The sequence below is a fragment of the Armatimonadota bacterium genome, assembly GCA_037138755.1.
In the GTDB taxonomy this organism is placed as follows: Bacteria; Armatimonadota; Fimbriimonadia; order Fimbriimonadales; family Fimbriimonadaceae; genus Fimbriimonas.
Genome location: JBAXHT010000001.1, coordinates 425,228 through 451,302, shown reverse-complemented (window position 1 = coordinate 451,302; position 26,075 = coordinate 425,228). Strand labels below are relative to the sequence as shown.

23 protein-coding genes and 1 tRNA gene are annotated in these 26,075 nt (G+C 53.6%); 9 read left to right on the top strand and 15 right to left on the bottom strand.

Features of this window, described 5'->3' with window-relative positions; all coding sequences use genetic code 11:
- Window positions 1-129: 129 nt before the first annotated feature.
- The 7 genes from WCK51_02115 to WCK51_02085 form a co-directional block, all read right to left on the bottom strand.
- Window positions 130-897, bottom strand: a complete 768-nt coding sequence (locus WCK51_02115; GenBank protein MEI7575659.1) for a hypothetical protein — start codon at window positions 895-897, stop codon at window positions 130-132.
- Window positions 894-2,393, bottom strand: coding sequence for a hypothetical protein (locus WCK51_02110; GenBank protein MEI7575658.1), 1,500 nt, complete (start codon window positions 2,391-2,393; stop codon window positions 894-896). Before WCK51_02110 ends, WCK51_02115 begins: the two co-directional genes overlap by 4 nt.
- Window positions 2,390-2,854 (bottom strand): hypothetical protein, encoded by a 465-nt coding sequence (locus tag WCK51_02105; protein MEI7575657.1) that lies wholly within the window; start codon window positions 2,852-2,854, stop codon window positions 2,390-2,392. The genes WCK51_02110 and WCK51_02105 overlap by 4 nt, the downstream gene beginning before the upstream one ends.
- Window positions 2,851-4,068, bottom strand: coding sequence for a hypothetical protein (locus WCK51_02100; GenBank protein MEI7575656.1), 1,218 nt, complete (start codon window positions 4,066-4,068; stop codon window positions 2,851-2,853). The genes WCK51_02105 and WCK51_02100 overlap by 4 nt, the downstream gene beginning before the upstream one ends.
- Before the next feature lie 783 nt (window positions 4,069-4,851).
- Window positions 4,852-5,361 (bottom strand): alpha-ketoglutarate-dependent dioxygenase AlkB, encoded by a 510-nt coding sequence (locus tag WCK51_02095; protein ID MEI7575655.1) that lies wholly within the window; start codon window positions 5,359-5,361, stop codon window positions 4,852-4,854.
- Between the two features lie 74 nt (window positions 5,362-5,435).
- Window positions 5,436-6,200, bottom strand: coding sequence for a hypothetical protein (locus WCK51_02090; GenBank protein MEI7575654.1), 765 nt, complete (start codon window positions 6,198-6,200; stop codon window positions 5,436-5,438).
- A 238-nt stretch (window positions 6,201-6,438) separates the two neighbouring features.
- A tRNA-Arg gene (locus WCK51_02085) sits at window positions 6,439-6,514 on the bottom strand.
- A 79-nt stretch (window positions 6,515-6,593) separates the two neighbouring features.
- Here WCK51_02085 and WCK51_02080 point away from each other — a divergent pair.
- Complete coding sequence (locus WCK51_02080; protein ID MEI7575653.1) at window positions 6,594-7,673, top strand: TlpA disulfide reductase family protein; 1,080 nt, start codon at window positions 6,594-6,596, stop codon at window positions 7,671-7,673.
- A 2-nt stretch (window positions 7,674-7,675) separates the two neighbouring features.
- On the opposite strand, the gene WCK51_02075 is transcribed toward WCK51_02080, so the two are convergent.
- Both WCK51_02075 and WCK51_02070 read right to left on the bottom strand, forming a co-directional pair.
- Window positions 7,676-8,038, bottom strand: a complete 363-nt coding sequence (locus WCK51_02075; GenBank protein MEI7575652.1) for a hypothetical protein — start codon at window positions 8,036-8,038, stop codon at window positions 7,676-7,678.
- A 33-nt stretch (window positions 8,039-8,071) separates the two neighbouring features.
- On the bottom strand, window positions 8,072-9,031 hold the full coding sequence (locus WCK51_02070; GenBank protein ID MEI7575651.1) for a DUF4434 domain-containing protein: 960 nt from the start codon (window positions 9,029-9,031) through the stop codon (window positions 8,072-8,074).
- 51 nt (window positions 9,032-9,082) lie between these two features.
- On the opposite strand from WCK51_02070, the gene WCK51_02065 reads away from it, so the two are divergent.
- Genes WCK51_02065 through WCK51_02055 form a run of 3 tightly spaced genes read left to right on the top strand, consistent with a single transcriptional unit; the run spans window position 9,083 to window position 11,373 of the window.
- On the top strand, window positions 9,083-9,808 hold the full coding sequence (locus tag WCK51_02065; GenBank protein MEI7575650.1) for a copper homeostasis protein CutC: 726 nt from the start codon (window positions 9,083-9,085) through the stop codon (window positions 9,806-9,808).
- Between the two features lie 21 nt (window positions 9,809-9,829).
- The gene (locus WCK51_02060; protein ID MEI7575649.1) at window positions 9,830-10,777 is read left to right on the top strand and encodes a VOC family protein; all 948 of its coding nucleotides are present in this window, start codon (window positions 9,830-9,832) and stop codon (window positions 10,775-10,777) included.
- The gene (locus tag WCK51_02055; GenBank protein ID MEI7575648.1) at window positions 10,774-11,373 is read left to right on the top strand and encodes an alpha/beta hydrolase; all 600 of its coding nucleotides are present in this window, start codon (window positions 10,774-10,776) and stop codon (window positions 11,371-11,373) included. Before WCK51_02060 ends, WCK51_02055 begins: the two co-directional genes overlap by 4 nt.
- Here the strand turns inward: WCK51_02055 and WCK51_02050 are convergent.
- Window positions 11,345-11,935: a hypothetical protein gene (locus tag WCK51_02050; protein ID MEI7575647.1), complete on the bottom strand. Its 591-nt coding sequence runs from the start codon at window positions 11,933-11,935 to the stop codon at window positions 11,345-11,347. The genes WCK51_02055 and WCK51_02050 overlap by 29 nt on opposite strands.
- Window positions 11,936-12,003: 68 nt before the next feature.
- On the opposite strand from WCK51_02050, the gene WCK51_02045 reads away from it, so the two are divergent.
- The 4 genes from WCK51_02045 to WCK51_02030 are packed head-to-tail and all read left to right on the top strand — an operon-like array spanning window position 12,004 to window position 15,317.
- Complete coding sequence (locus tag WCK51_02045; protein MEI7575646.1) at window positions 12,004-12,747, top strand: YebC/PmpR family DNA-binding transcriptional regulator; 744 nt, start codon at window positions 12,004-12,006, stop codon at window positions 12,745-12,747.
- Window positions 12,744-13,829: a rhomboid family intramembrane serine protease gene (locus tag WCK51_02040; protein ID MEI7575645.1), complete on the top strand. Its 1,086-nt coding sequence runs from the start codon at window positions 12,744-12,746 to the stop codon at window positions 13,827-13,829. Before WCK51_02045 ends, WCK51_02040 begins: the two co-directional genes overlap by 4 nt.
- Window positions 13,826-14,479, top strand: coding sequence for a lysophospholipid acyltransferase family protein (locus WCK51_02035; protein MEI7575644.1), 654 nt, complete (start codon window positions 13,826-13,828; stop codon window positions 14,477-14,479). Before WCK51_02040 ends, WCK51_02035 begins: the two co-directional genes overlap by 4 nt.
- A 7-nt stretch (window positions 14,480-14,486) precedes the next feature.
- Entirely contained in the window at window positions 14,487-15,317 is an 831-nt protein-coding gene (locus WCK51_02030) for an alpha/beta hydrolase-fold protein (protein MEI7575643.1), read from the top strand.
- Here WCK51_02030 and WCK51_02025 read toward each other — a convergent pair whose 3' ends face one another.
- From WCK51_02025 to lpdA, 5 genes are all read right to left on the bottom strand, one after another.
- Entirely contained in the window at window positions 15,318-17,180 is a 1,863-nt protein-coding gene (locus WCK51_02025; GenBank protein MEI7575642.1) for a beta-N-acetylhexosaminidase, read from the bottom strand.
- A 24-nt stretch (window positions 17,181-17,204) separates the two neighbouring features.
- On the bottom strand, window positions 17,205-18,461 hold the full coding sequence (gene hflX / locus WCK51_02020) for a GTPase HflX (protein ID MEI7575641.1): 1,257 nt from the start codon (window positions 18,459-18,461) through the stop codon (window positions 17,205-17,207).
- Window positions 18,462-19,208, bottom strand: coding sequence for a creatininase family protein (locus tag WCK51_02015; GenBank protein ID MEI7575640.1), 747 nt, complete (start codon window positions 19,206-19,208; stop codon window positions 18,462-18,464).
- A 696-nt stretch (window positions 19,209-19,904) separates the two neighbouring features.
- On the bottom strand, window positions 19,905-21,752 hold the full coding sequence (locus WCK51_02010; protein MEI7575639.1) for a hypothetical protein: 1,848 nt from the start codon (window positions 21,750-21,752) through the stop codon (window positions 19,905-19,907).
- A gap of 200 nt (window positions 21,753-21,952) precedes the next feature.
- Entirely contained in the window at window positions 21,953-23,533 is a 1,581-nt protein-coding gene (gene lpdA / locus WCK51_02005; protein ID MEI7575638.1) for a dihydrolipoyl dehydrogenase, read from the bottom strand.
- Window positions 23,534-23,656: 123 nt separating this feature from the next.
- Between lpdA and WCK51_02000 the strand changes: the two genes are divergently transcribed.
- Window positions 23,657-26,074: an extracellular solute-binding protein gene (locus WCK51_02000; protein MEI7575637.1), complete on the top strand. Its 2,418-nt coding sequence runs from the start codon at window positions 23,657-23,659 to the stop codon at window positions 26,072-26,074.
- Window position 26,075: the final 1 nt, after the last annotated feature.

The following is a 26,075-nucleotide window of genomic DNA, read 5'->3' as shown; positions in this document are numbered from 1 at the left end:
TAGGTTCAAAAATTCTGATTTGAATCTACCGACGCGCTGGCTATTGAGAGACCTGGCCCCTTGCGAAGCAACTTCCGACAAGTCTCTCAATGTGAACTTGGAGCTTGCTTGATAGCAGTCTCTCATATTTCAGAAGCTCTTCGAGTAACCAACCGAAAGCCGAAACGGTGAGAGTGGCTCTGAACCAGCTCCTTGCAGGTCAAGCTGAACCCCAAGGTCGAGAACCCCGGTCGCCGAGAGTTGCCTTCGGATTCCCAATCCGACCCAACTGTTATATCCTGAGCCGGTCAGCCGCCCCTGCTCAAAGCCAAGCTCTGCCAAAAAAGTTTGGTCAAAACTTGTCGGATATCCCACCGGATTGGAATAACCAAGGATGAATCCTATCCGCTTTGATCGCTCACTGCTTAAGCCCGATGTCGAGTTGTAGAAATCGACGTTTAGGTGGAGCCTGTCGTAGTGGCTCACAGTTTTTGTTAGAATTCCTCGCACTCGAAACTCGGTTCCATTCCCACCCGAGACCGGCAGACCCGCGTCGATTCGATATCCAAAGGCTGGGTTGTTCCCAATCTCCCTTGAAACTCCTTCGAAGTAGCTCAGCTCCAGCACGTTCCCGATGAGCTTTCCACTTTGATTACTCACAAACGGCTCCAGTCCGATGGAAAAGTCCTTGTTTTTGGCGAAGCCATACTGAACCTCCGTTCTGAAGTTATAGACGGGTCTTTCCCGGTTGAACGTGTCTAGCCTGAATCCACTCTGAAACTCGAACGAACGATAAGCAATCGAGTAAGCGTCATCGAATCGCAGCGGACGCTCCTTGTCGATATTGTTATGATCGCTCCCAAAGGCCGTTGCAGAACCGAGAAGGCTAACGCAGATTCCAGGTCCAATGTGCTTCACTTTGCACCACCCTTTCGGTAGGGGTTTGGCTTGTTAATCTTCGTGTAAGTGTCAGGAGTTCCGTGGTTCAGTTTGGCCCACTCCTCGAGGCTCAGTGCTTTCGCTCCTTTGAGTTCGGGGACGGTTGCGACAAACTTGTCGAAGGCAGATCGAGAGGTGAACACCCTTGACCACACCGAGCAGTTCGGGTGCTCGCCAAAGACCTCCAAGAACACGATTCCCTTGATATTCGAGCTCCAGTTTCCTTCTTCATCCGAGATCATCACAAGGAGACGATTCTCGTCTTCGGTGGCAGCCCTAATAATGGCACGCCCCGGAGTCTCGGCGGCCATATCCCGAGCGCACATCATGCACCGCACGGTCATTGTCCAGCCTTCGGCAGAAACCGTTGCTCCCCACGGACCCTCTTCAGGAAGGGAGATCGAGCAGTGGGCGCACCCGCTCATGTCCATCCAGCCCATACCGGACATGTACATAGTGTCTTCATCACTGCCCACCATCATTCCCATGCCGGGCATCCCATTTGGAAATCGGTGGTCATGCACGGTTCTTGGTTCTCCGTCGCCTGGTTCTTCGCCTTTGTGCGTCGAATCCAGAACGCGGTAGATCGCGATCTTCACCTGTGTCTCCTTCTCGGCATCCGACAGATTGGTCTGGGCAAGAATGTCGTTCACGTTGTCGTGAAGCATGTGCAGATTGTCAAAAGCGTTGGCAATCTGAGGAAAGCGACGAGCAAATCGTGGGCTCATCTCCGCCGTCATCGGCATGAAATCGCGATCCGTTTTGTAGAGCTCGGTTTCGTGATATCTCTGGCCGACCAAGCTGTACTGTGGCTTTTGGTCGCTTACAGGAACCCGGAAAAGCATGTCGTAGTTCACGGTCTGGAGCCAGTGGTAACCCCAGAAGAGACCGTTGACCTTCGGATAGTTCTGACGAAATGCTCCGCTGTACGGGAAGCTATCCAAGTACTCCATGTTCATCGGAAGACCCGAGATAGCATAGGGCTCAGCCGAATAAAACGTCCAAAGCCGCTCGATCGCGGCTTCCTTCTGGGCTTCGGTCCAGCCAGGGTGCATGAAAACATCGATGGTCTGAAAGTGCAGTGTGTGCGCCCAGTCAAATACTTTCTCCAAGTAGCCAAACTTCTGAACAAATCGCGGAGAGATCGCCGCCTCATCAACTGGCTTTGAGGGCGGATGCCTCAGAACGTAGTCGATCGTCGCAAATGTCTTGCCTTCCAGCTCTCGTTGTTTTCCCGTAACAAGTGCTTCATAGGCCATGGCGTGGCCAACGCCCGTGGCAAACATGTCCTTCGCAAAATCCGGGATCCGATTGATCGCCCAGTTGTACGGAGCAGTCCGATAAAACAAGTGATCCGCCCCGCGACCGTCGAGCCAGCGAGGCAGATTTTTCGGAGGTACAGGCATCTCCGATTGCAATCGAGGAGTCTCCTGGGCGAGAAGGCTCGCGCCCAAAAGAAGGGCCGTGACGCTCATTTGTCAGTTCCAACTGGCTTCATCACCAGATCAATGAACTCGGTGAGCGATAGTGGTTTTGCGTCGACAACTTTCTTATCCGCAACATACTTTTCGAAGGCTGCTTTAGAGCTAAACGCCCGCGAGAGCTCGGCGCATTCGGAGTGCTTCTTGAATGTATTCAGAAAAACCGCGCCTTCTGGAGCCGACCATTTGCCGTCTGTTCGCTTGAGAACAATCGGCTCACCGACTTTTTCGCCGGGAGCGTAAACAATCAGGTCGCTCTTGTATCGCTTCTGGTCTTTGAAAACGCAATAGACACATCGGTACTCAATCCGCTTGTTCCCAAACTTGACCACAACCTCGTTGTCCTGATCCTTTGTGTTTTGGAGCAATGGCATCTTGCAGTGTGGACAATCGCCCTCGTGAGAGAATGCAAAAGCGGAAATCATGAAAAGAAGGGCAACTAGGATTCGTTTCATTCTGTGACCTCGACGGCAAAAGGCAGAGTTCGGACTTTTCCGTTCCAGTCAAACTGGGCGTAGACTTTATAAGTTCCGACCTTCGGGAATCTCCCGGTAAACCGCACAATGCCACGTTTTACCAACGCCTCATTCTCAGCATCTTCGGCTGGGTGGCTGTGGACAACGGTTTGACCATCTTTGTGAAAGATCATCATATGACCCGCGGCTCCCAGCCATTTAACGGTATTTCCAGCCGGAATCCCGGTTTTAGTGTCAAAGAGCTTCACTTGGAGGGTCGCCTTGCGGCCAGTTTCAATAGGCTCCAACGTAGAGAGGAGTCCCTTTAGACCACCATCCGAGCCAGTTCGACTGAGGCTCAACTTCGTGTTCCAAGCAGGCTTAGCACCTTGAACTTGGACGGAAGTGATGAGCACACGAGAGCCTTTGCCCGTCGGAGCGACGTCGCCGTAGACCCAATACTTTGTCCCAGCTGGGAACGTGATCGGAACGGACCAGGTGCCCTTGGCATCCATGACCGGGTGTTCGTGTACGAACCAGTTCAAATCCTTACTAGCGATAAGCAGGTGAAAGAGCTTCGTATGGGCTTCGTCAAACGACGTTTGTACAGCGCCGGTCTTTGAGTCTATGACTTGCAATTTAAGGTTGGTTCTTACTCCAGCATTGGCATTTTTCGGCCAGTTAACGACTTTCAGTTTGTACGGCTGAGCTTTGATGGTCGCTGGCTTTTCATCTTTGACATCTACCAAAAACGAGATGTTCTTCACACCCTCTCCCGGAATGTTCAGAGCCAGGTCGATCTTGTACTCTCCGCCGTGGGCGAAGTACAGTTCCATGCCGTAGTCACCCGGCACTCCCTCACGATGAACTTTGGGTCTCACCTCTGGCATTCCCATCATGCTCGGCATCGTCATCACTGCGGTTGCTTCGATCGCTCCCACGCCTTTGAAGCCTTCTTCTACGGCATCCTTCTGAGTGGTATCGGTCACCCGAAACTCAACATCGAGCTCCTCTCCAGCGAAGAGCCCGCCTTCTGGAATACGGAGTTCGGCTTGATACTTGCCGAACGTGACCTTGTTCGTTTGAGTAGCTAAATTCTGTGGCGTGAATCCAGTGTGAATCGAATTGAATGAGGTCGATTCTGCAACGGCAGGGCCCAAGAGTGAGGGGGCCCGTCCGATCAAAACCGCCGATAGAGCGATGGTTGTTAACATGTGTTTTCCTAATGGGTTGATAAGTACGATGAGACGCAAAGTGACCGGCTCAGTGATGGAGCACAGCTAGATTAAGCAACTGCAGTAGGAGGAGCGCGGCCAAGCCAGACGCAACTTGGTCCTCGAATTGGCGGACCCGAATCGGATCCAATGATTCCAGGGCGCATTGTCGTAAAAATAGCCAGTTCAAACCTGAGCGGCTTTACGTCCGTGCACGCGTAAAACGCCTGATCATGGCCTGAAGCGTTTGTGAAACAAGCAGTAAAGGAATGCTCTGCGGGATAGGTTCGAGGTGCGATTTTGCAAGGGCACGATTCTGAGGTGGATTTTGATGAAATCTCAGTCTCGTGGGATTTGCTCGAATCTTTAGAATCAGTGGCACCCTCATCAGGACACATCGCACAAACGGGCTTCGCTTTAGCCGTAGGATGAATCGCTTTGGCCACACAGCATGGCATCGCGCAAGTGACTGTTGGCTGGCAAAGCTGAGCGAGCACACTGGCAGGGATCTGAGCCCAAACCAGTGCAAGAAGAATCAAACATCGCTTGATGAGCTTCAAGTCTCGCATCCTAATAACTTAGTACGCCCCTTCCACAACAGGGTTCCATCAGGACTAATCCGAAGTGAAAGACTACCTTTTCTGGCTGAGAACCCTGGCGGCCCCGGAGGGACTCGAACCTCCGACGCCCTCCTTAGGACTGAAATAAGTTGGGTAAAAAAACTCGATTTTGAATCTACGGACGTCTCTGGATGTCTCCCAAAATCCACCCTAACTGAGAGACTTAGAGAGAGACCAACACAGAGCGAAAGGTTACTGAGACTCGACGCAATCTAGCTTTCCGACCACCACCTGGAAGTAAATCGCTTTTGCGCTTCGCAATCTCATGTGTCCACAAGTATCGCGACTCTCCACTTAGAACACAGATCGACCCGACGGGAAGAAACAGTTGAAACTCTTCGTTTGTGATCGTGTGCCGAAAATTCATCGGATACTCGTCACCTAGCGAGATCGTCGCAATCTCGGGACCAAAGCAAGGCTCACAATCGATGTGAGGCGCAATCCCTTGACCAGGCAAGTATTCGTTGACGATCACCTGATCCGGAACAACCTCCATCAATTGCTCTTGCTTGATTCGTTGGCAAAGACCTGAGAGAAAATCCGGAAGTGGTCCGAGATAAGAATCTGGATGCAATTTCCTTGTCCGGTAGTCATAACGCCATCCATAATGCTGAACCCTTCGGGATAAATCGGAAAGCCAAAGATTAGAGTCTATTTTCTCAAGAACAACCATGGCTTCCGATAATGATAGGAACTGATTGATTATCTGTAATCCGACTGGCGCTGTACCCTTCGATTCGAAAAGACTCAAGTTAGACTCCAGACTTCATACGCACATTCGCCTCTTCTCTTGGTTCGCTTGGCAAGATTCGAGAGTGCTTCATAAGAGTATGATGTCGTTCTAATCTTCGGTTCATGACCTAGGACTTCACAGAACCGGCGATACCAGTGATGAATATCATTGTTAGGCATCCAACTCGCATACGGTCCGACGGGGTTTGTGTATATAAGTGTCATGTTTGTTCTTTTGATGGATTTTATCGTTCTTGCTACTGCCTGAACAAATGAGGCGTTGAGATCTTGACCGAAAAAGTATGAGAACATAAAGACCCTCTGTTGCTCTGGTGATGAGCCTTCTGCGTCTTCCCAGAATGCTTTTCCAGGGAGTGCGTGAGAAACGCTTTCTCCGATATGACTTGCGAGAAGAGTTATCGCATCTTCGCAAACAAGTCGCATTCCCTCGGCAATCTCCAGTCCAACGTGATGGATTATCTGGTTTGTTTTGTCTGCAATCGCTAACAATGCGGTTCCAGGCCCCGTTCCAAAGTCGATCAACCTAGTCTCGCATTTCATGCAGGGGAGAACCTTTCTCAGCGCAAAGAAATGCATTGGGGCATAACGGTACGCATAGAGTTGACCTAGAAGAGCAGTATCGCAAACTGTTTGACCGCGTCCGAGAAGCTCGTTGCTAACATGCGAGTCAAAGTCATCTCCGTGTTGCCGAAGTAGCCACTTGATCTTCTCGTTCTTCTCAAGTGATTCCCACACCGATTTGTAAAAGTTTTCAAACACACTATATAAGGCTGCTGTATCGAGTGTTTGTCAACCTAGAGAACGCAGTTTTGTTTTGTTTATGGCAAAACGAGTGCTTGGCGCAGGTTGACGATGCCTCAAAATCCTGCAATATTCATCAAACTCTGCCAGAACCATTTCCGATTACCAGAAGAACCTGACCTCACCTCCCGATGGTGTCAACTGCATCTATGGAAAAAATTGCAGACTCTGTCTCTGGATCGGACAATCAAAACCCTGGCGGCCCCGGAGGGACTCGAACCCCCGACGCCCTCCTTAGGACGGAGGCGCTCTATCCCCTGAGCTACGGAGCCGCGGACTCTTTTATTATGGCGTATCATTTGCACCGCGCTCGGGAACCATTCTTGTACGTTTGGCGGTAATTCCCCGTCAATGAGCATTCTTGCCCTAACCGCTTTTCTCTGCTTTCCGGGCTCCGGTCAAAGTGATGTTCAGGTTCGATTGGCGGAAATCGACTCCATCAAAGAAGCCATTCCTGGCCCAGAGACCGACATCATGAAATGGGTCGACGAGTGCTACGTTCTCGCGGACAAGCGAGGCAAACTCGTCCTTGAGTTCTACAAGAAGTATCCGGACCATGAGCGGACTCCAAAGTTGCTGGTCTCCCGGTGGGAAGATTTCATTGGCCATGTGCGGGTTCCAAAGATGCCTCGGCTTGACATGATCCGAAAGGATATTAACGAGTTTTACAGAACGAAGCCTTCGAAAGCGAACCTGGCAATCGCCAAAAACTATGACGCAAAGGAAGTCTTGATGCGGCAGTGGCGAATTGCCCTGGATCGCAAGCTGAAGTTGAGTGACCCTCAAGCTAAGCCATTGCTGGACAAAGCAGAGAAGGCATGCTTGGACTTTCAACGTGTTTATCCAAATGAAGAGTCGGGGGTCTACAACTTCTACAAGTACAGCGACATGTGCGCTGGCACTTCTCGCGAACGAACTGCGATTGGCTACCTGGCAAAGTTCTATCCGAACTCAAACTTAGGCAAAGGAGCTGCCGGAAAACTAAGAATCCTCGATGCCGTCGGAAAACCGTTTGAGATGAACTTCAAGGATTTCACAACCGGCCGAGATGTGAATTTCAAAGAGCTGAGAGGCAAAGTTGTTCTTGTTGACTTTTGGGCGACTTGGTGCGGCCCGTGTCGACGAGACATCGAAAACGAAATGCTGGCGATGTATAAGGAGCTACGGCCCAGAGGATTTGAGATTGTAGGGATCAGCGGCGATGTTCCCGGAGATGAGGGAAAGAAAATGCTTAGTGACTATATCCAGCAGCAGTCCATCACATGGCCGAATCTTTGGGATGGAAAAGGACCCAACGGGGGCATTGCCCGCGAGTGGGGCATCAGCAGCTGGCCAACCCAGTTCCTGGTTGACAAGAAAGGGATCCTTCGCTACACTGACCGTCCGGCTGATCGCCGGAAGGTCATCGAGGAGCTGTTAGCGGAGAACTAGGGTTACTTCTGCCCACCGCCGGGGCCTCCGCCTGGTTGTCGCTCGGCTCTCTGCGGTGGTCGGACCGAAACCTGCTGGATCACTCGCATATCGCTCTTTGTGATCTTGTACAGCCAGTTTCCGGCACCGGCGTAAACGTAATCGCCGTCAACCGTGATGGTAGTGATTGGCGCGAAGCCTTGTTGGAATCCTCCTGGGCCGCCAGGAACGGATTGCCCCGGAGGAAGTTGAGCTGGGCCGCCTTGGAATTGTCCTTGGGGTGCTCTACCTGGACCGGCACCTTGGGCATCAGCTCGAGCGAGCAGGATGTAGGGAATCGAGGCAACGACGAGTCCGGCGATGAAGGCTGAGATTGTCTTCTTCATGACCACACTTTATCACGATTAGTCTTTCCGCGTTCAGTCTCGTTGCGACTTCACCCAATCGAGGATTTCTCGGTCGAATCCTTGGTTCCATTTTGCACCTTCGTAGGTCATGTAGCGCTCGAACAGGTTATGCGCCGAGGGGTAGCAGCTGAACGGCGAGACGAAGTGTGGGAACTCAAACGTGATGATCTTTTCTGCGATCTGGGCGGCGGTTTCTAGCTTAAAGCGCAGGTAGCGCCAATCTGCCGGAGGGAACTTGATGGGCATGTCTCGGTCAAAGGTTTCGAGGTTCGACCAGATGGTGATCCCGTACTTCTTGCCGAGAGCGGCGATACCCTCGATGAACTTCGGAAGTTCTTCGTAATGCACCTGACCGTCTTGAAAGGCGCAGAGGTCGAACGATTTGTTTGTCTCGGCGAAAACCCGATCCCAGTGATCAAAGCTCTCTTCGAGCGCAAGCGCGTTTTCACCGCTTTGCTTTGCGCCCTGGGGATAAGGCGAGATCAGAACGGGCAGATCGGCTTTTGACTTGCAATGCTGGCCGATGTGGTTGTGGATCTCGATGATGTGCGCATCGTTCTTCCCCGTCTCGTGTGTTAGGTACCAACCGGCAAAGCTTTTGTGATGACCGTATCGGTTGTAAGCTTCGTCGATGAATGCCTTGTTCAGATCGACTTCCTTCCACCAAGTTCGCCGCCACCAGTAGAACCCACTGTCGTAGGTTCCAAAGAATAGCTTCAGATTAAACTCATCGGCCAATGAGAAAAACATCTCTCCAATGTCGTCGTAAACCGGAAGCAGTGACGGAATCACCTGCGAGGGGTAGATGCACTTGTTCTTGTAACCGGCCCGAATGATGATCAGGGTGTCGAGACCGATCTTGCTATAAAGCTCGAATTCGCGCCGCCAGTGCCGCTCCGTCCAGTTCTGACTCGGGATGTCATGAGTGATTTCGTCGAGAAACGTTCCGGTGATGCGGGGCAGAGTTGGCATTTGCGACTAAGGTTACCGGGCGAGCGGGCGACGAAGCGATAAACTACCGCCATGCTCGTTGAAGTCATTGCTTGCTCTCCAGAGGAGGTTGTTGCGGTCCAAGAAGGAGGGGCCGATCGGATTGAGCTCTGCTGCGCACTCGAAGTCGGAGGGCTGACTCCTAGCAAAGCTCTCTCTGAGATGGCGATTGAAGGCGATGTTCCGGTCGCCGTAATGGTTCGACCTAGAACGGGGGGCTATCAGTATAGTCAGGGTGAAATTGATTTCATGTGCCGTGAGATCAGTTGGTTTGCTGAGCGGGGCGCTGACTTCATTGTCGTCGGCGCGTCGAACCCGGACGACACACTTAATCTTGAAGCCATGAAGCATTTTCAAGACGCAGCAACGGGAACCCCGATGGTCTGCCATAGGGTCTTCGACCAGACTCCGGACCTCGAAAAAGCATTGGAACAACTGGTCCAGCTTGGCTACCGGCGAACCCTAACCAGTGGTGCCAGAAAGACAGCCGCCGAAGGGGCGGACATGATCGCGAGACTTATCAAACTCGCGGGGAAGGACATCGAGATAGCTCCTGCAGCCGGAATCCGTTACCATAACGTACAAGCCCTCATCGCGGCCACGGGAGTCTCACAAATCCACGCCAGCGTCGTCGCCGCCATGCAACCACATACTCCAAAACCGGTCGACTTTGGACCGGCACCAAGGGTGCTCGCGGAGGAAGTGCGCCGATTCGTACAAGCCGCAAAAGGTGTATCGTCGCATACAGATTCCAAGTAGCTGGGATGCGTAAATAGAAGCATGGTTTTAGGAATTCACCACGTCACTGCGATCTCCGGCGATGCACAGCAAAACGTCGACTTCTACGTCGGGGTGCTGGGCCTGCGACTGGTTAAGCAGACCGTCAACTTCGACGATCCCACTGTTTACCACCTATACTACGGTGACGGCATAGGCCGCCCCGGAACCCTGATGACCACCTTTCCCTACGGTCATATCCTGCCGGGAAAGCGGGGCCGTGGCGAAACGGCATCTATCACGTTTGAGGTTCCTGTCGGCTCGTTAGATTTCTGGGTAACCCGGCTTGCCATCGAAACAAAGACTAGCGGCGAAGACATGATCTTCGGCAAGCGAGTCATTTGGGCCCACGATCCAGACGGGCTCAGAATCGAGCTTGAAGAAGTGGAAACATCTACGGATTTCACCTTCTGGAAGCACTCACCGGTTCCCGCCGAATATGCGATCCGAGCGATCCGACGTGTCTCATTGATGCCGATGAGAGGACGATCGATTGGGGACTTTGCCACAACCGAAGACACTCTCACCCGGAAGTTCAATGCCGAGCAAACCGCTACTGAAGATGGTCGAACCCGGTTCTGCCTCGGCGTGTCTGAAGTCGACGTGATCGACGCTCCAAACGAGCCCCTGGCCCGAAGCTCAGCTGGCACGGTTCACCACGTTGCCTTTCGAATCAAAAACCATGAGATACACGAGCAGTGGCTTTTGGAACTAAGTCGAAGCGGTTTTCATACATCACCGATCATGGAGCGCGACTACTTCAGATCAATCTACTTCCGCGAACCTGGAGGAGTCTTGTTTGAATTCGCAACCGACCAACCCGGCATGATGATCGATGAACCTGAGGAAACCTTGGGTGAAACTCTTCAAGTACCGCAAATGCACGTCCACCGACGGGAGCATCTCGAGACCGTGCTGCCAAAGCTGAGCATTCCAGGAGTGACTCGGTGAGTTTTCAGCACGTCGAAGTTGCTGGCGAAAGTCCGACGCTTGTGCTCTTACACGGCACAGGGGGCACGGAGAACGACCTTGTCCAGCTGGGGCAGGACCTGCTGCCGGGGGCCAGAATCATTTCCCCAAGAGGCAAGGTAAATGAACATGGAATGAACCGCTGGTTTCGCCGCTTCGCAGAAGGCGTTTTCGATGACGAAGACATTCGACGCCAAGCCGCAGAGCTAGCTGAATTCTTGAGATCGAAAAAGGAAGGGCCGATGATCGGCATTGGGTACAGCAACGGCGCAAACATTGGTGCCGCCCTCGTATTGCTCCATCCCGACGTTTTGGATGGGTTGGTGATGTGGCGTGGCATGACCCCACTACCAGCTGAACCGCAGTTAATAGGAAAAGAGATTCTGATGGTTAACGGTCAAAACGACCCAATGGCCCCTCTCGAATCTGCGCGGAACCAAGCCGAAGTATTCCGCGCGGGCGGCGCGGAAGTCGAGCAAGTCGAACTTCCGGGTGGCCACGGCCTGACTCAAGCCGACTTCCTTTGCACAAAAGAGTGGCTCGAAAAGGTCAGAACGAAATTCCAAACGTCAAGCTAACCTTCTTCGTGGCCGTGTAGAGCAGGCCGTAGGACTTGTCTCCACGAACAATCTGGAAGAACGGGTTGTGGTCGATGCCGTCGAATTGGTTGCCAATGAACCATCGATCATCTGGCGACCATTTAAAACCATAAACTGCTCGGTTCTGAGTCTCACCGGTTCGCCGAGAAACACCAGCAAAGACGTTCAAGCTTTCGATGCCACGGAAAAAATTTTTCTCAAGGGTTAGTGAAGTACCCGTGGAGCCAGTTTCCTGGCTCTGAACTCCGTAGGAGATGTTCAGGGCCGGAGCTCCGGCTGCTTCCTGGAGAAGCTGATAGCCAGCGAGTGCCCGAAGCCCGCGACTACCTTGGTGATAAACAGCTCCAAGCTGGACGCGATCGATGCCTCGGTACCAGAGTGCGCCGCCGCTTGAGTTCGCCGCAAAAAACCAATCCTTGTCGCTAATAACGCCACTTGCGTAACCATTCGCAACGCAGATTGGGCAGAAGACTTGCGATTTCTCATCCTTCTGATCCTTCGGATAAAGCGTGAAAGCTGCGGGGGTCAGGAGTTCGAGCATGAACGGCAGATGAGAAACCTAACGAGATCGTTCCAACGAATTTCCCGTCTGTGCCAAAATGAACGAACATGGCCGGACACAGTAAATGGAAGAACATCAAGATTCGCAAAGGCAAACAGGACGCCCTTCGCGGAAACACGTTTACGAAGCTGGCTCGAGAGATCACTGTCGCCGCAAAAGCGGGCGGCGGAGACCCTGGCATGAACCCCCGGCTGCGGGTTGCCGTTGAAAAGGCGAAGGCCGCATCGCTCCCGAAGGACAACATCGAGCGAGCGATCAAGAAGGGCACCGGCGAAATTGAGGGAGGTAATTACGAAGAGATTATCTACGAGGGCGTAGGCCCCGGCGGAACCGGAATCATCCTTCAGTGCTACTCCGAGAACCGAAACCGAACCGTTAGCGAGGTACGCAATGCCTTCAACAAGAACGGAGGAAGCATGTCCGACAACGGTGCGGTGAGCTGGCAGTTCAAGTATGTCGGTCAAATTCAGTTTGCCGCTGAAGGACTCGACGAAGACGAGATCACTATGGCCGCCCTTGAGGCCGGAGCTGAAGACGTGAACAACGACGGTGAGTCGATTAATATCATCACTGCGATGGCGGACCTCCACAAGGTGAACGACGGCCTGATTGCCGCTGGCTACCAGTCTGCTGAGGCTTCGCTCACCTATTTGGCGACGAACAAAGCGAATCCGTCCGAAGACGAGATGCGGAAGTTGCTCAAGTTACTTGATGCACTTGAAGATCTTGACGACGTTCAGGACACCTACATCAACGTGGATATTCCCGAGGAGCTATACGAAGAGGCTTGAGCGAACGCTCGCGACCTCCGATAGTTACCCTCCTCCTGATCGCCGCAAATATTCTTGCGGCGTTCGCCGTTTTGGTGCGCCCCGATTGGATCGACGAATACGGTTTTCGTGCATCGTTGCCGTCGGTCTATACTCCAATTACCTCCCTTTTTGTACATGCAAACGCATTGCATTTGATGGGGAACATGGTGTTTCTTGCTGCAGTCGGCGTAGCCGTCGAGATCGCGACGGGTTCAGGTCGCTTTTCGCTGGTGTATTTCCTGTCGGGGCTTGTCGGAGTCGCTTTGTACTGGATGGCAACGCGGCGGATGACCGAGGCCCCGGCTCTGGTTGGGGCGAGCGGAGCGATCGCGGGGTGTGCCGGTTACTACTCGCTTCGTTATACAAAACTGCGTGTTTCCCTCGCACCTAAGAAGTCAGCCTCGGTTGCGTTTATTACGGTCCTGTGGCTCCTACTTCAGTTGGCGGGAGCGTTGGTCAATGTTGGTCAGCCGGTTCAGGCGTCCGGATTTTTTGCCCACCTCGGTGGGGCGGTTTGCGGTTTGGTTTTGGGACTCATTCTGCGGGCGCCCGATCTTGGAGGAATGAAGCTGGGCCACGCCGTTCTGGACGCACTGAACGAGACGAATCCGGAGCAGCAAGTTGCCTTCATCCGCTCGCACCTGAAATCTCATCCCGGAGATCTGCCGATGCAAATGCGGTTGGGAGAAGAATTGGCGCGGCTGGGCGACAAGCAGGCAGAGATCGAACACCTTCAGGCATTGGTGTTTCGGCTCAAAGGAGATGCCCAAGTCGAGGCTGTTGCTCGGCTCGAGGAACTTGATGGACTAGGCAAAATCAGTGCCGTGCGGCGGCGACAACTTGCGGATGGTCTTCCCCCAGCAGCGGCTCATCGATTGCTTACCTCGATCATTCAAGGTTCAAAGAGTGAACCCCAGCGACCAGAGGCGATGCTCGACTTAGCTACGCTACTGAGAGCTGATGAGCCTGAGGCGAGCGAGATGGTTCTCAAGGAGCTCGCCGAGCAATATCCGATTCACTCAGCCACCGAACTCGCCAAGCAGCGCGGGTGGCTTAGTTGAGCGATCGACTGTCGCTGAAGATCAAGAAGGTCGTTCTCTCCAAGATCGCAGTCGGGCTCATCCGTTCGATCAGCACTACCCTTCGGCTCGAACTCCAAGGGTGGGACCAATACGCAAACGCCGACCAGAAGCTCATCTTCTGCGGCTGGCACGGCAAGTCGTTCATCTTCGCTAATCAGTTCCGCAAGCGGGGATACTGGGTGATCATCAGTAACTCGAACGACGGGGATATCCAGGATAAAGTGTTCCGTTCGCTCGGCTTCCGCACGATACGTGGCTCGACAGGGCAAGATCGCGGTGGGATCAAGGCAGCCCTTCAAGGAATTCAATCCCTAAAAGAAGGTGGGACGATGGCGATTACTCCGGACGGCCCTCGGGGACCGTCGAAAGTTGTGCAAGGTGGTGTGATGCTGATGGCGCGAAAGTCGGGCGCAAAGCTTGTCCCTGTTGGGATCTCAGCAAAGCGGGCTTGGTACGCCGGGAGTTGGGATTCGTACATGTTCCCAATGCCCTTTTCAAAAGCCCGAATGGTTTTTGGTGAGCCCTTCACGGTTCCCGAAAAGGCAACTGAGGCTGAGATTGAGTCGATTCGGTTGGCATTTGAAACAGAGATCGAACGCTTGGATCAACTCGCGGCCAATTGGGCATAATTGGCACATGCCATTCGCAATCATCGCCGCCGGGCTTGCCCTCCAAACTCAAAGAGTCGCTAGTCTAACCGGAAATATTGAGAAGCTCGTAGGATTCGAGTCAAAGGTTCTTCAGAACCGTCGGAACATCAGCGTTTACCTGCCGCCGCAGTATGAGGTGGCTAATACTCGACGGTTTCCGGTTCTGTACATGCACGACGGTCAGAACGTCTTTGATGGAGCCACCAGCTACATTCCGAACCAGGAGTGGCGTGCCGATGAGGCCGCCGAGGCACTGATTTCGGCCGGGTTGATAGAGCCGATCATCATCGTCGGCATTGATAACGGTCAGGCGGCCCGCGCCGACGAATATTTACCCTGGAAGATCAAAATGGGAAACAGTGAGGGCGGTGGTAAGGCTGACCTGTATGGCAAGATGCTCACCGACGAGATCATGCCGATGGTGAACGCCAAGTATCGAACTAAGACTGGTCCTGCGAACACCGGTCTCATGGGATCATCGTTGGGCGGGGTGATTACCAGCTATCTTGGCATCACCTGTCCGGACGTTTTTGGCAAGCTCGGAATCGTCTCACCATCAGTTTGGGTGAGCGAACGGCAGTTGCTTAGAACGGTCAAGCCGATAAAGAACCGCCAGCGAATCTGGATTGATATGGGCACCAAAGAGGGCCCGGGCGCCGTAGCCGACGCACGGGCGCTGTTTGATGCTTACAAAGCCGCAGGTTGGAAAGAAGGAAGGGACATCACCCTGGTCATCGACGGGAATGCCGAGCATAACGAGCTCGCCTGGTCACGTCGGATGATGTCAATTTTTACTTACTTGTTTGGCCGTCGTTAACTAGATCTTGGAGACCGTGATGTCACCGTTCGAGTCGGAACCTCCGTCGCCTCGAACTTTGGCTCTGAGGGTCACTTTTGAACCCGCGGGAACTCCCTTGAGTTCAACCGTCCAGACATTGTCGACATGTACGTTGCCCGTGCGACCGTAGTGAGAATCCGCCGCGACAACATTGCCGCCCACGACGATCTCGATCCCGTCGATATCCAGCCGGATCCCACCTGAAGTGTACTGAAAGCGCACTGTGTACTTGCCATTTCCAGCAAAGGCACTCGTGATGTCCCACTCTTTGGTTTGGTAGTCATTCGAAACTTGACCAGACTTCCACTCCGCAGTCGGTAATCCAAGATTTGCGTCAAGTGGGCGGGCATTGACTCCTAATGCCTTCAACCGGCCCATGTGTACTCCGAGCCGATCGACAAACGAACGGAAGTTGCGCTTTGACTTCGGCGACCAAAGGATTTCGGAAACTGCCACTCCGCGTGGCCAAGCCATGTATTCAAGATACTCCGGAGTTCGGATGTATTCGGTCCAGAGTTGGAACTGTCCACCCAGGATGTGCTTGCTTTGCTCGGTGGTGATCTCTTTCGGAACGATTTCAAAATCGTAGACCTTCCGGAGCGGGAGTAAACCTCCGATTGCGTGCGGCTCGGTCTTTGGATCGGCTTGGTAGTAGTCGAAATAGAGAGCATTTGTCGAGGCCATGACCACATCGTGGCCTTCCTTTGCCGCAGCGATTCCGCCTGCTTCACCACGCCAGCTCATCACAGCGGCACCTGGTGCGAGTCCCCCCTCAAGAATTTCATCCCAGCCGATCAGTCGGCGGCCCTTTGAAGCCAAGTAGGAGTCGATCTGGCGGATGAACCAGGATTGCATCTCGTGCTCATCCTTCAGACCTCGCTCCTTCATCAGTTGTTGAACCCGGGATGATGCTTTCCACTCATCTTTCGGGCATTCGTCACCGCCCACGTGGATGAACTTTGAAGGAAATATTGCCATGACCTCATCCAGAACATCCTTTTGGAACTTGATCGTCGATTCCTCGGGATTGTAAACGTGCTTGATGACACCCCAAGTCGTTGCTACAGGAACCTTCTCACCGTTCCCGAGTTCGGGGTATGCGGCGATTGCGGCTTGGGCGTGGCCCGGCATCTCGATCTCTGGAACGACGTTGATAAATCGAGCCTTTGCGTAAGCGACGATCTCTTTGGCTTCCGCTTGAGTGTAGAAGCCGCCGTACTCCTTGTCCTCAAAGGTTGCTGGACTATACTTCAGCATCGTCTTGGATCGCTTGGAGCCGATCTCAGTAAGCTTTGGATACTTCTTGATCTCCAATCGCCATCCTTGGTCCTCGGTGAGGTGCCAGTGGAAGGAGTTCATTTTGTGGAACGCGAGTGTGTCGATGAACTTCTTGATGGCCGACATTGGCATGTAGTGACGGCCAGTATCGAGCATCGCACCGCGCCAACCAAAACGGGGAGTATCTTCGATAATGACGCTGGGAACCTTCCCATTTTGTACAAGCTGGCGAAGTGTCTGGATTCCGTAAAACGCTCCGGCTGGAGTCCTTGCTGAAATCTCGATGCTGTCTGGGCTGACGTCTAGAGTGTAGCCTTCGTCACCGATTCTTTCCTGCTTCTTGTTTAGCTTCAGGCGAATGCTTGCGCTCGCAGGAGTTGCGGAGTTGTTGGCGGTAGCAACAATCTCCTTTGCAAAACTAGCGACACCTGCCAACTCTTTGGATGCGACGATTGGGGTCGACTGAGACAGCTCAAACTCGCCTTCTTGAGGAATCAGAACGACGGGCTGCGGGATGATTGCGTAGCGAGTTGCGGCGGCAAGGGCTGCGGCGGTTGCGAGCATTTTCGCAGTTTACTACCACCCTGTTTAGATCGCGTAATTCTCTAACAGGTGCCTCATTTCGGAAACTAGCTCGGCTTCAACGTAGATTCCGCCATCTCGGTACTCTTCTTTGTGAACTCGCCCGAAGTTGTAGCAGTCCTGCAAAAGGTGGGATTGATTGTATGGAATCAGAGCCTTTACAAAACCGAGCAAATCTTGTACCTGGCGGCGAATCGCATTCATCAGGTCATTCATTCCTTCGCCGGTTAGCGCGGAGATTGCGACGGAGTTGGGGAACTCTGCCACGAGGTCGCGACGCACGGTCGGATCGGTGATAGCGTCGATCTTGTTGAAGACGGTGATCGCGGGTTTGTCGTCGGCCTTGAGACGCTTAAGGGTTTCGGCAACGGCATCGCACTGCGCTTCCCAGTTGGGGTGACTGACGTCGACGAGGTGGATGATGAAATCGCTGAACGTGACTTCTTCCAGTGTTGATTGAAAGGCGGCGACCAAGTGGGTCGGAAGGTTTCGGATGAAGCCGACGGTGTCGGTAAGGAATAGCGCATAGCCGTCTGGAAGGTCGATCTTTCGGGTGGTCGGATCAAGCGTGGCGAAGGGCATTGCGTCCGCAAGGAGATCAGTGCCGGACATCCGGTTCATCAACGTCGATTTTCCAGCGGATGTATAGCCAACGATGGAGGCGAACGGGAAGGGGTGTTTCCTTCGGCTAGTGCGCTGTTGGTCGCGGACGCGCTTGACGTCTAGTATTTCTCCCTTGAGGCGAGCGATTCGGTCACGAACCATCCGCTTATCGGTTTCAAGCTTAGTTTCGCCGGGTCCGCGCATTCCAATTCCGCCCTTCTGCCTTTCAAACTTGGTGTACACCGACATGAGCTTTGGCATCATGTAGGTTAGCTGGGCGAGCTCGACTTGGAGCATGCCTTCTTTCGTTCGCGCGCGGCGTGCAAAGATGTCGAGAATGAGTTGGGTGCGGTCGACGACCTTGCGACCAAAGGCTTCCTCCAGGTTGCGTTGTTGCATCCCACTGACTTCGCCGTCGATGAGGACAATGTCTGCGCTGAGGTCCTGGGCGAGGACGGTGATTTCCTCGACTTTTCCGGTTCCTACGTAGGTGCCTTTGAAGGGACGGTCGAGGCGTTGCCGAATCGTTGTGAGCGGCTCGACCCCTGCGGCTTCGCACAGCCCGATCAACTCGTCTTCGACAAGTTGATCTTCGGCTTCATCCTCGTTCACGCAGACGAGGACGGCGGTTTCGATCGTGGTTTCGAGTTTGCCTGACAATTAAAAGATCCCTCGGTAGACGACCCCAGCGTGGATCGCTTCGACTTCTTGGACGATGCCATCCACACAGGCGTCGAAGATTCGCTTGCCCTTTTCGGCGTTGCCAAGAGTCGCAAAGCCGAACGAGCCTTCTTCGCTGATCTCATCCCAACCCTTAACGAGGCTTTGAACCGGGTTGACGGGTCGCAGCCCATCATCTCGGACGAGCTCTTTTCGCACTTTCTCCGGGTGGAGATGGAGCATCAGCGACACTTCAGCTTCGCAGGCATGCTGGATGCCTTTGATCGATCCTTCGAGGGTATCGGCGATGACTTGCTCAGCAAACTGGTAGTAGCCGCGGTGGCCAAGTGTAAGGTTCGGTTGCGACTCTTTGATCTGTCGAAGTGTTACTCCGTTTGGTTCGTTGTTTCCGCCGTGCCCGTTGATGATCAGGAAGCGATGGAAGCGGTGCCTGGCCAGCGATTGGATTGTCGAGGTCAGTGTTTCAATGTAGCCCGTGACGCTTGCAGACAAGGTTCCCGCGAACGGGAGGTGGTGACCGCTGGCGCCTAACCAAACCGTGGGCGTGACGAGAACTCTCTCGCGGGTCTGCTTTTCGACGGCGTCGGTGACCGCAGTTGCGATCAGCGTGTCGGTCGCGGTTGGAAGGAACGGCCCGTGCTGCTCAATCGACCCGGTAGGGATGACCACGATGGTGTCGCGACTCAGGGCGTCGACTTCCCTCCAGGTCATTTCGGCGAGAATCATAGATTGAGTTTGGCAGGTTTTTGGTTCTAGCTCTTCGCGGTTTGTTGTGGAGTTGTTTCATCTTTCTTTTCGTCGTGGGTCATCGTGGTCCTGAGTACAGCCTTCGTCGGATTTGTAACACATCTTCTGGGGTGCGCCCCCGGAAAGAAGTGTTCATTTCAGGTTCAAACCTGGAGTTTGGGTCGAAATCGTGTGTTCATTCTGCGGGGAATGATTCTTTGACGTTTCGTTTGTACGCAGTTAATGATGGAGAGATAGAGTCTTGCCGGAGATTGGATAAGAAAGACGGCGTGTGGATCGCGAGTTTTTCGTATCCATTTGAACCTGAACTACTGTTTTGAGCAGTATAAGTCTCATCCTCTGGTGGGGAATTCTTCCAGGCGGGAGAGCGGTTGTGGAGTTTCGCATTTCCGCATGTAGACGAGAGATCTCGGTGTCTCCACGCTCGTTGAAGCGAGCTGAACAGAGCTGTGCTGAAGACCCAGCAGTCTAGATCATTAGATCCTCAATTACTAGGCAACGAAACCGGGGGTTTGTCAACCTTACATCTTGATTTTTGAGACTTCGGCTTGGAACTAGCCGTTCGGTGGTCGTCCTCACCCCCCAACCCCCTCTCTACGAGTGGAGAGGGGGAGCCGGAGTCATGCCGCTTCGCGGGATGGATTTGGTCCTTCTGTGAGCAGGGCTTCCGATCGCTCAGGCTCCGTAGCCGTGGAAGCGCATGATTTCTTGGCCGTTTCGAGTGAACACAAAGTCGGTCATGAGCACATCTTTGTAGTCCTTCTGGGGTTGCACGACGGTTTCGCCATCGTCGACGACGGTCGCGCCGACCATCATGTTTGACTTGCTGTTCGGCTTGATCGCGAAGCTCACTCCGGCGTACGTTCGGGGGTCGAAGCCTTTGTCGATGATCTCAACCAGGAAGTCAGGTTTGACATAGGTACCTTCGAGAACGCTTTGGAGAATGGTTGTTTGGACTTGTTGCACTTGGGTAGTGGACATGTTGGAGATGGAGAGCCCTTCTGGCTTGAGCGCCTGGTTGACTTGAGTATCCGAGAGTCCTCCGATGAGTTTTAGGGCTAAGATTGAACCTTGGAACGGGGTGGGATCAAATTTTGTTAGGAAACCTTCACGGGAGGAGAGGAGCATGCTCTGGATCCGAGTGAGCGGTAAAGCGGCGCGGCAGTAGGCTCGGTAGTCGAGCTTGGGTTGCGCTTCGAGTGGGGCATACCAGGACTCGGGGAGCTCGGTTTGACGGTCGCGCCAGTAGGCGCCGGTGCGGGCAAGAACAAAGTCTCCTGATTTTCGGAAGAATCCTCCTCCTGCCTTTTGGAAGGCAGTCAGGTAGTCACCGGCAGTTCGGAATTGTCGCTCAAGCTTGGCCCATTTGTGCATTTTGCGATTAGCGATTGCGACAACCGGGATACCGGTTGACTGGTGGAACCAGCGGAGATGGTCTCCGAATCTGTAACCCTTGACGAAATAGGGTGAAGGGGTGGGCTTGGCCTTAGTTGTGTCGAGGAGCTGACCGAAAGTGGGTTGCAGTTGAGCATTTTGCTCCCAGTTTCGAAGACTTTGAATGAACGGGTGGGATTCCAGGAGATCAGGAATACCACTCACAGGCGAGGTTCTTCCAGCTCCGCCGCTGATTCCGGTTCCGCCGTCGCCGTACGCGTACTCGACATATGCCAATTCAAAAGTTTCAGGGATGATTTGGGTGAGCCCGAACGCTTTACAGGGTTTTGGTTCGCCGTTTTTGAACGCAACAAAGCCGCCAACGATGTCGCCAGCGTAGATTTTGGATTTCCCATTTCCTTCAGTAGAGCAGGCAAAGGGAAGACCGGAACGGTAACTCTCAAGTTCCTTGACAGTGAGGTTGGAGAGAAGCCTGGATTTGATGAGCGGCGGACTGCCTGCCGCGATGCGGCTGAAGGCTTCCGCTTCTATGCGGAGTGATCGAATCTCCTCGGGAGACTTTTTCTGGGCGATCGCCTGATCAAGTTCTCTCTTAGCATTTTGGCTTGCCGGTTTGTATTCTTCGAAGAAGTTTTTGTCGCCGCCGTTCCCGATCCCGGTGACCTTGGCTTCTTTCCAGGCGGCCAGCATTTTCGGGTCGATTCTTTGGTCGGTTGTTGGGGGAACGATTTGGGCGATTCGTTTGCAGACGGCGATCTCGAAATCCGCGTTCTGGCGGGCGTAGTCAATCTCAGCCTGAAGGTAGTTGCGCTCGTCGTTCTGGGCTTTGGGCTGCTGGGTGAGGACGAATCCGGTGGAGGTCTGTTCCCATTCGGCATTGAGGGTCTCAGCGATTTTGGCGAGAACCGTTCCGACTCTGGTTTTGCCCGTAAAAATGTCTAGTTTGAGGTTGTATAGCGGGTTGATTGCGCGGATTTCGATGCCCGTTGACTTCGAAATTGAGTCAAGCAGGGCGGGCAGTTGGGTGATCTGGACATCAAAACTTTGTTCCGACTGGAGCTTGGGGTGTGTAACGACCGTGTATTTCTGCGATTGTAAAATCGCGCTCGCGAGGGCAATGGAAAGCATCTGCTAGTGCTTACGAGGCCGGCAGGAACCTCAGTTCCAAAAAACATGGATCCGCAGTTAGCTCCTGGAACCCAAGCTTCTTCTGGTGTGGGGGTGGGTTGAATATCCAGAGCTGATATCCTCCCGGATTTCGGTTGGTACCATAGCGTCCTCACCCCCCAACCCCCTCTCCACAATTGGAGAGGGGGCGCCGGAGCGTGTTACGCTTTGTGAATCGCGTGGCCCATGGCGTCTTCGAAGGCTTCGATAACGGCTTCGGCCATGGTTGGGTGGGCGTGGATGACGGTTTCCATGGAGTCGAGGGTTGCTTCATGGACGAGGGCAACGACGGCTTCGTGGATGAGGTCGGTGACGTGTCCGCCGATCATATGGACGCCGAGGATTTCGCCGTACTTTTTGTCAGCGACGACTTTAACGAATCCTTCGGTTTCGTTGTTTGCCATCGCTTTGGCGAAGATCTGGAACTTGGATCGTCCGACGACGACGTCGTAACCCTTGGCCTGGGCTTCGCTTTCCGTAAGTCCGCACGACGCGACTTCGGGCGAGGTGTAGACCGCGTTCGGAACGAAACGGTAATCGAGCTTCTTAGGCGACTCGGGGTGAAGAATGTTGTGGACGGCGGTGAGACCCTCTTGCTGAGCCACGTGAGCGAGCTGGATTCGGCCAGTGACGTCGCCGATTGCCCAGATGTTTGGAACGTGGGTTTTGAGGGTGTCGTCGAGGATTTCGACGCCGCGTCGATGCATCTTGACGCCGATGCCCTCCAGGTTCATGCCTTCGGTGTTTGCCTTTCGTCCGACTCCGAGCAGAACAACGTCGGCCTCGATGACCTCTTCGGCGGTTCCTTGCTTGACGGTGACCTTCCATCCGGTCTTGGTCTTTTCGGCTTTCTCGATGGTTGCGCCTGTCTTGACCTTGACACCTTGCTTGGTGAGGTTCTTGGCGAGCTCTTTGCCTAGCTCTTCATCCATGATGTTGAGCAAGGTTGGCATCATCTCGACGAGGGTGACCTCGGTTCCGAGACCGTTGAAGACGAAGCTGAATTCGCAGCCGACGGCACCGCCGCCAAGGACGACCATCTTCTTCGGAACGAACGGTGCGTAAACGGCTTCGTCGGAAGTCCAGACGCCTGCGTCTTTTCCGCCTTCGAGACCGGGAACTGGAATGTGGATGACCGAAGATCCCATGGCGAGGATGAAGTTCTTTCCTCTGTACTTAGTTTCCTTGCCATCTTCGCCCTTTACAGAAATCGTGTTGGCATCAACAAACTTTGCAAATCCCTTAACGTGGTTGATGTTTTTCTTCTTGAACAGGAAGCCGATCCCGTTTCGTTCGGTGAGGACGATCTTGTCCTTTCGGGCCATCATCGCCGGGAAGTCCATTTCAGCGTTAACAATCTTCTTGAGGCCAAAGGTGTCGGCGTGCTTAGTTTTGTGGAGCATTTCGACGCTGGCGATCATGGCCTTGGATGGCACACAGCCCCAGTTGAGACAGGTTCCACCCAGCTGATCCTTTTCGACACAAATGACCTTCAGTCCTTCTTGTGCGGCTCGAATGGCAGCGTAGTAGCCACCAGGGCCGGCTCCAATCACGATCAAATCTGCGTCGAACTGTTCATTTGCCATTGCTTGCGTTTGCTCCTGGGTCTCGGGGTGGCCAGTCGCTTTGAGACTGGTAATTGCGTCGATGATGGAAGAAGCAGGGGTCGGCGTTTGAACCGCCGGACCGCTTGTCAGCTCAACCGCTGAAGGCTCCTTGGAGTCGTTGATTCGCTCACTCATCGAGCACCGCGAGGTGGGTTTGATTTTACCCTTTTAGTTGTATTTACGCCGATGTGCAAAGTTCCACTAGCGAAAAGGGAGATTTACCGATAAAATGTCAGAGCCATCACCGGCGACGCTGCCATGACAAGACTCCTCTTTCGCCTGTTACTGCTTGTGACTTTGCTGATGGTGTCGGTTACCAGTTTTGCAAACGTCACCACGCTGAGGTTTAGCGTCTGGGATGGCGACAAGGCGTTGGAGACCATTCGTGGCTTGGTCGAAGATTTCGAGAAGCAGAATCCCGATATCAAGGTAGAGCTGGAGAACTATCCAGACTACAACCTCTATCACCAGAAGATGTTGGTGACCTACGCTGCCGGCGTCGCTCCAGACGTGGTAATGATGGATCCCCAGCACTTTCAAGCATTGGCAGTCCGGAAAGCACTTTTGCCACTGAACCCGTTTTTTGAGCAAACTCCGGGCTTTGACATCAAGGAGTACTACAAGCCGATTGTTGATGCACACTCGTTCCAGGGAACGTGTTATGCTCTCCCACGCGACATCGCTCCGATGGGGTTGATTTACTACAACAAGGGGATGTTCAAGAAGGCTGGTCTTCCGTATCCCAACGGAGATTGGACTTGGGATTTCAAGATTCGGCCCGAGCTCAAGGAGAAAGACTTTCTATGGGTGTGTGACCAGTTTAAGAAACAAAACGCGGAAGGGAAGTACGTTCAGTGGGGCTACACGTCGGGCTGGACGGGGCTGTTCGCGGACATGATCGTTTATGCGACAGGCCTACTGCCATTTGACAACATGGAGTCTCCGACGAAGGTCCTGATCGGGAATCCTGAGTACGCCAAGGCGTTGCAATTCGCAGCGGACTTCATGAACAAGTATCACTATGCTCCTTCGGTGACGGAGCAGAGTTCGGCCTTTGCTGGTTCAACCGCCCAAGCGCTGTTTGTTCAGCAACGGGTGGCAATGTATCAAAACGGTATCTGGGAGGTCCCCAACATCCGCAAGATGCTAAAGCCCGGCTCGAAAGAGTTTTTTGACTGGGATATCGCCATGGCTCCGGCGTATGCCGGAAAAGATGGCAAGAAGGTTTTGAAGTTCCCGACCGGTGGATCTGGCTACGGAATCATGAGCTCGACCAAGAACAAGGAAGCTGCTTGGCGGCTGACGCGGTTCATGGGTGGTGAGCCGGGGATGATCGCCATGGCAAAAGCTGGCATCGCTCAACCGGCGATTCGCTCGTTGGCGATCAAACCAGGACTGTGGGTTCCTGGCCCTGAGACCCCGATCGAGGAGCAATATCCCGCGAACCGGTTGTTGACCGACGAAGCCGTTCCCTATGTTCAGTTTCAGACCACATCTCAGTATGCTCAGGCAATTACAGACCGAGTGAATAAGGGCCAGGAGCTGATTTGGAATGGTCAAAAGACGGCTGAAGCGGTTCTTAAGGAAAACGCGGTTGATGCTCAAACAAGACTCGATTTTCTTCGCAAAGAAGAGAATTTGCCTCCCTTCAACTGGCCCCTGGGGATTGCGATTTGTTCGGCGATATTCGTTGGGATTGTGGTTTGGATCTACAAGCCGCATTTCGGGCACAAGCTAACACAGCTTGAGCGCGGAGAGACGCGCTCGGCCTACTGGTTCCTATCGCCCTGGATTCTTGGATTCTTGATTTTCACTCTGGTTCCGATGATGCTTTCTCTCATGATGGCGTTTGCGAACTGGGATATGATCTTGCCCGCTCAGGCAAGGGGGCTAGGCAACTTCAACGAAATGGCGAATATCGACCCGTCATTCTGGAAGTCGCTGAAGGTGACCACCATCTATGTGATCTTCTCGGTTCCCATGGGAATCATCGGTTCGCTCGGATTGGCGTTGCTGTTGAATCAAAAGGTGAAGGGGGTCTCGCTGTTCCGAACGCTCTACTATGTGCCTTCGATTACGTCTGCAGTGGCCGCTTCGCTGATCTGGCTTCGTGTGTTCAACGCCGAGACAGGAATGCTGAACTTCTTCCTCTATGGTCCTAACGGCAACTGGCCGGTTGGGCGGATGCTGAGTGCGTGGATCATGACCGACCCATCGAAACCGGTCGACTGGATGGCGACGGAAGGGACGGCGCTTCCTGCGTTGATCATCATGTCGCTCTGGGGAATCGGCGGTGGGACTGTCGTGTTCCTTGCCGGACTCCAAGGGATTCCCACCTACTACTATGAGGCGGCGACTCTCGACGGAGCCGGGATCATGAAGCGGTTCAAAGCTGTGACCCTGCCGCTCCTTACGCCAACGATCTTCTTTACGCTCATCACCGGAATGGTTGGGGCGTTCCAGGCGTTCACCCAGGCGTTCATCATGACGAACGGTGGTCCGAACGATGCAACTCGTTTCTTCGTATTCCACCTGTTTGGGAATGCGTTCCAGTCGCTGAGGATGGGCTATGCGAGTGCTCTCGGCTGGGTGCTTTTTATCATCATCATGCTCATTACTGCCGTGCAGTGGTGGGCGCAGAACAAGTGGGTTTATTACGAAGCGGAGACCAAGTAGG